This is a genomic window from Dokdonella sp. (assembly GCF_039926425.1).
Classification (GTDB): Bacteria; Pseudomonadota; Gammaproteobacteria; order Xanthomonadales; family Rhodanobacteraceae; genus Dokdonella_A.
In genome coordinates this window covers 1-5,000 of record NZ_JBDSWZ010000137.1, presented here as the reverse complement: position 1 = coordinate 5,000, position 5,000 = coordinate 1, and the positions used below count along the sequence as shown (strand labels likewise).

Below are 5,000 nucleotides of genomic sequence, written 5' to 3'. Positions count from 1 at the left end.
TCGAAGGCATCGGACCGAAGATCGACGACCTGTTGCGCATCCACGGCGTCGAGAGCTTCGTGCAGCTGGCCCAGCTCCACGTCGACGACCTGCTCGACCTGCTCGAACGCGGCGGACCGAACTTCCGCCTGGCGAATCCGGCGAACTGGGCAGAGCAGGCATTGCTCGCCGCCGAAAACCGCTGGTCGGAGTTGAGGAAATTGCAGGCCGGGATGATTGGCGACGTGCGTCGCGCCGACTGAATAATCGTGCCTTCAACGCGGGCGGCGAACGTGTGGAGCCGCGCGTCCTCGAATCCGCAAGCGTCAATCGCGCGCGAGAGCGCGCACAACGAGAAGCAGTCCGGCAGCGATGGCGATCCCTCCGATCACCCGGGCAAAACGCGGGCCGGCCGGAGTGAGTCGTTCGAGCGCGATCGCCGCGGTCACTCCCGCCATCGCCCGCGCATCCATCACGCCGAGCGCCAGCAGAACTGCCGTTGGGCTGGCGCAGCACGCGGTGCACTGGAGACCGAGGCGCACGCCGTGTCGCAAGGCAGTGCCTGCGTTCGCCTTCAGAAGGCTTTCCCAAGGCACCGCTTCCCGACAACACGCCAATCGACGCGCCTTCCAGCGGGTGAGCTGCAGCGCGCCTGCCAACGCAACGACGATGCCTGCGGCCAGCGGCATCGCACGCGCGAGGGACGGATGCCGCATGGCGACGGTCGCCAGCACAGCACCCGGGACGAAGAGGGCTGCCCCAAGCATCGCCCAGACCAGCACGTATCCGGCTGCCGCGAGCGCGGGCAGCAGGTCGACACGGTGTTCACCCGCGCCGTCGAGCGCGCTGCGATAGCGCATCAGCATGGGCGTGATCGAAGGCAGCATCATCGCGATCATCATCACGCCCCACATGCCGACGAACGACGCGGCCGTTTCGAGCCACGAGCGGCCGGGCATCCGCATCCAGGCCATCGACATCGACCAGCCACCCGCCATCGGCATCGAGTCCATCGCCGACATCGACAGGCACCCGGCGACCGTCGCCGCCATGCTCGCCGCGAACACCAGAAGCGTGACGGCGATGAACATCCGCCCCGGCGTCGCAGTACGCGATCCCGTGCGCGTCTGTGCCGGATCAGGCCTGTGCGTATTCATCGTGCCGGCGCCACCAGATGCCTTGTTCGTTGCGCCCCAGCGGCGCGCGATCAAGCCACTGGTACATGTTCCAGAGGCCGTCGAGCCCGCGCGCATAGGCGGAGTACGTGTGATGGACGACTCCATCCGCGAGCGTGAACGTGCTGATCCCTGGCCGATCGCGCGTGTAGGTCGCGACATCGGTTCCCGTCATCGCAGCCAATTGCGCGACAGGCCCCTCTTCCCCGCGCAACTCCCATTCCTGGACCGCGTTGCCGTCTTGCGATTTGGCCGGGGCTTCGCGCCGGTAGTTGTATTCGATGCCTCCTTCGCGTTGCTGCCGGTCGGTGAAGGAGATGTTGAAGTCGCCATTGAAGTCACCTCCGGCCGACGACGCCCATGGAAACGTCCAACCCATGCGCCGTTTGTAGTCGGCGAGCTTCGCGAACGGGGCGCTTGAAACAGCCGCGAGCGTCACGTCGTGATGGGCGAGATGCACCGCAATCGGGTTGAAGCCGTCGGCGATTGCGGAACACGACGGACAGCCGGCCTTGTAGTCGGCTCCGAACATGAAGTGGTAGACCAGCAATTGCGAACGCCCCTGGAAAAGATCCGCCAGCGAGACGTTTCCCGCGTCCGTCTCGAACCGGTACTCCTTGTCGATCCGCACCCACGGCAACGCCTGGCGGCGCAATGCGAGCTCGTCGCTGCGTCGAGTGAGTTCTTTTTCCGCCTGCAACAGATCGAGTCGGGCAGCGAGCCATTGTTCGCGCGTTCCTGTGGTGTGTGTGTTCATTGCGATTTCTCCTCACGTGTTCGGGACGAGCCGGTGATCGTTCGTCTTGGGATAGATTAGGCGCCGCACGCGCATCGATGAGAGTGACAAATGTGACGGGAATCCAATGGACTCGCTGATCACCGCGGCGGCGCGCGCGCTCGCAGCCGGCGATCCGCTCGGCGCGTTGAAGCGCGTCGCGCTGCGGAGCGACGCGCCCGCTCTCGCACTGCGCGGTCTCGCGATGGCGCAGCTGGGCGATCTCGATCGCGCCAAGACGCTGCTGCGAAGCGCCGCGCGTGCGTTCGGTCCGCGGGAGGCGGTGGCGCGCGCCCGATGCGTGGTTGCCGAGGCGGAAATCGCGCTGGCGTCGCGCGACCTCGGTTGGCCTGCGGAAACACTCAATGCCGCGCGGGTGACGCTGGAGCAACATCATGACCCGATCAACGCGGCGCACGCGCGTCTGCTGGGGATCCGCCGTCTGTTGCTGATTGGACGGCTGGATGAAGCCGACCAGTCGCTCTCATTGCTCGAACCCGATGCGTTGCCTGCCGCAATGCGGGCGACACGCGAACTGGTCGCTGCGGGAATTGCGATGCGGCGGCTGCGCATGTCGGAGGCACGCGCCGCGCTCTGCCGGGCCGAAGATGCAGCGCGCCAGGCAAGCGTTCCTGCGCTGAGCGCCGAGATCGCCAGCGCTCGCCTCGTGCTGGATACGCCGGCTGCGCGCTTGATCGCCAACGGCGCAGAGCGGCTGATGCTGCTCGACGACGTCGAAGCCCTGCTCGCATCGCGCGATTTCATCGTCGACGCATGCCGTCATGTCGTGCGGAGTGAAGGCCAGATGGTCTCGCTCGCGACGCGACCGGTGTTGTTTGCGCTCGCGCGCGCGCTCGGCGACGCATGGCCGCACGATGTCGCGAGGAACACCCTGATCGCGCAGGCATTCCACGCACGGCATGCCGACGACTCGCATCGGGTGCGGCTGCGCGTCGAAATGGGTCGGCTCCGCGCGATGCTCCGCCCGCTGGCCGACGTGAAGGCGACGCGTGCCGGATTTACGCTGGCGCCGCGTCGTGCCTGCGATGTCGTCGTGCTCACGCGCCCGGTAGACGAGGAACACGCCGACGTCCTTGCATTCCTCGCCGATGGCGAATCGTGGTCGAGCTCGGCCTTGGCGATCGCATTGGCAACGAGCCAGCGCACCGTGCAGCGGGCGCTCGATTCGCTCGACGCCCGCGGCAAGGTGCAATCGTTCGGCCGCGGACGCGCGCGACGCTGGATGACTCCGCAGGTGCCCGGTTTCACGACGATCTTGTTACTCCCCGCTCCTCTGCCGATTGACTAGGATCGAGCGGCCCAAGACAGGATCGATCAATGAACCCGACCAAAGCTGACATCATTCGCGAGTACGGACCCTTCCCCGCAGCCGACAACATCGGCGGCGTCACCTACGACGGACGGAACGTCTGGTTCGCATCCGGCGACCGCCTCAACGTGCTCGATCCCGACAGCGGAGAGACGGTGCGCACGGTCGACGTCGCCGCACATGCGGGAACGGCATTTGATGGCCGGCACGTGTTCCAGCTCGCCGAAAACCGAATCCAGAAAATCGATCCGCAGACCGGCGCCGTTGTCGCAACGATTCCGGCGCCTGGCGACGGTGGCGATTCCGGTCTCACATGGGCGGAAGGAACACTCTGGGTGGGCGCGTATCGCGACCGCAGGATCCATCAGATCGATGCGCAGACCGGCGCCGTCCTCCGCACGATCGAATCGAACCGCTTCGTCACCGGCGTCACGTGGCTTGACGGTGATCTCTGGCACGCCACATGGGAAGGTGACGACAGCGAACTTCGACGCATCGATGCACACACCGGCGAGGTGCTGGAAACACTCGAGATGCCCGCGGGTGCAGGCGTGTCGGGGCTCGAATCGGACGGCGTCGACCGGTTCTTCTGCGGCGGCGGAAAAAGCGGCAAGGTGAGGGTCGTCCGCCGTCCGAAGCAGAACTCCGCTTGAGCATGCAGTGCCGTCAGCGCGCCGACGGCCATTGCAGGGTCACGACGATGCTGCTTTTGCTGCAAGTCGAAACGCATGCAGCAACGGTTCGGTATAGCCGTTGGGTTGCTCGCGCCCTTCGAACACGAGCGCGGTCGCTGCCTTGAACGCCAGCGAGTCTGCGAAATGCGGCGCCATCGGACGATACGCAGGGTCGCCCGCGTTCTGTCCGTCGACCACGACGGCCATCCGCTCGAACATCGCCTGCACGAACTCGCGGGTGACGACTCCGTGTCGCAACCAGTTTGCGATGTGCTGACTGGAGATGCGCAGCGTCGCGCGGTCTTCCATCAGGCCGACGTCATGGATGTCGGGCACTTTCGAACATCCGATGCCCTGCTCGACCCACCGGACGACATAGCCGAGGATGCCCTGCGCATTGTTCTCCACTTCGGCGGAGATCTCGTCGGGCGACCAACCCGCAGTCGACACCACCGGAATGGTCAGCAGATCCGCAAGCAGCGAATCGCGCACGCTCGCATAGTCGATCGTTTCCAGTTCGCGCTGGACCGCCTGCACGTCGACCTCGTGATAGTGCAACGCGTGCAGGGTTGCGGCGGTTGGCGACGGCACCCACGCGGTGTTCGCGCCGGCTTTCAGCTGCGCGCTTTTGTGCGTGAGCATCGCGTTCATCAGATCCGGCATCGCCCACATGCCCTTGCCGATCTGCGCCCGGCCGCGCAGACCGCAATGCAATCCGACCAGTACGTTGCTGCGTTCGTACGCGGTGATCCATGCGGACGACTTCATGTCGCCCTTGCGAATCATCGGGCCGGCTTCCATCGCGGTGTGGATTTCATCGCCGGTGCGGTCGAGGAAGCCGGTATTGATGAACGCGACGCGCGATGCTGCCGCGCCAACGCACGCCTGCAGGTTGACGCTGGTGCGTCGCTCCTCGTCCATGATGCCCATCTTGATCGTATGCCGCGCAAGGCCGAGCAGGTCTTCCACGCGTGCGAACAGTTCGTCGGCGAACGCGACCTCCGCCGGGCCGTGCATCTTCGGCTTGACGATGTAGATCGAACCCGATCGCGAGTTCGCCCTGCGCG

General features: G+C 65.7%; 6 protein-coding genes. 3 read left to right on the top strand and 3 right to left on the bottom strand.

Annotation, left to right across the window (positions count from 1 at the left end):
• Positions 1-242, top strand: a 242-nt coding sequence (locus tag ABIV12_RS08330) for a hypothetical protein (protein ID WP_348058168.1), incomplete at its 5' end; no start/stop codon positions are given.
• Between the two features lie 63 nt (positions 243-305).
• Here ABIV12_RS08330 and ABIV12_RS08325 read toward each other — a convergent pair.
• Positions 306-1,136: a DUF2182 domain-containing protein gene (locus tag ABIV12_RS08325; protein WP_348058166.1), complete on the bottom strand. Its 831-nt coding sequence runs from the start codon at positions 1,134-1,136 to the stop codon at positions 306-308.
• On the bottom strand, positions 1,117-1,911 hold the full coding sequence (locus ABIV12_RS08320; protein WP_348058164.1) for a DUF899 domain-containing protein: 795 nt from the start codon (positions 1,909-1,911) through the stop codon (positions 1,117-1,119). The genes ABIV12_RS08325 and ABIV12_RS08320 overlap by 20 nt, the downstream gene beginning before the upstream one ends.
• A gap of 106 nt (positions 1,912-2,017) precedes the next feature.
• Here ABIV12_RS08320 and ABIV12_RS08315 point away from each other — a divergent pair, with 106 nt between their 5' ends.
• Both ABIV12_RS08315 and ABIV12_RS08310 read left to right on the top strand, forming a co-directional pair.
• Positions 2,018-3,238 (top strand): helix-turn-helix domain-containing protein, encoded by a 1,221-nt coding sequence (locus ABIV12_RS08315; RefSeq protein WP_348058162.1) that lies wholly within the window; start codon positions 2,018-2,020, stop codon positions 3,236-3,238.
• Positions 3,239-3,267: 29 nt separating this feature from the next.
• Positions 3,268-3,912 (top strand): glutamine cyclotransferase, encoded by a 645-nt coding sequence (locus ABIV12_RS08310; RefSeq protein WP_348058160.1) that lies wholly within the window; start codon positions 3,268-3,270, stop codon positions 3,910-3,912.
• Between the two features lie 39 nt (positions 3,913-3,951).
• On the opposite strand, the gene ABIV12_RS08305 is transcribed toward ABIV12_RS08310, so the two are convergent.
• Positions 3,952-5,000: malate synthase G (locus ABIV12_RS08305; RefSeq protein ID WP_348058158.1), on the bottom strand; the 1,049-nt coding region annotated here is incomplete at its 5' end.

Bases quoted from the DNA above. Each gene is read 5' to 3' on its own strand.
- ABIV12_RS08325 (WP_348058166.1), bottom strand. From the start codon at position 1,136: ATGAATACGCACAGGCCTGATCCGGCACAGACGCGCACGGGATCGCGT.
- ABIV12_RS08320 (WP_348058164.1), bottom strand. From the start codon at position 1,911: ATGAACACACACACCACAGGAACGCGCGAACAATGGCTCGCTGCCCGA.
- ABIV12_RS08315 (WP_348058162.1), top strand. From the start codon at position 2,018: ATGGACTCGCTGATCACCGCGGCGGCGCGCGCGCTCGCAGCCGGCGAT.
- ABIV12_RS08310 (WP_348058160.1), top strand. From the start codon at position 3,268: ATGAACCCGACCAAAGCTGACATCATTCGCGAGTACGGACCCTTCCCC.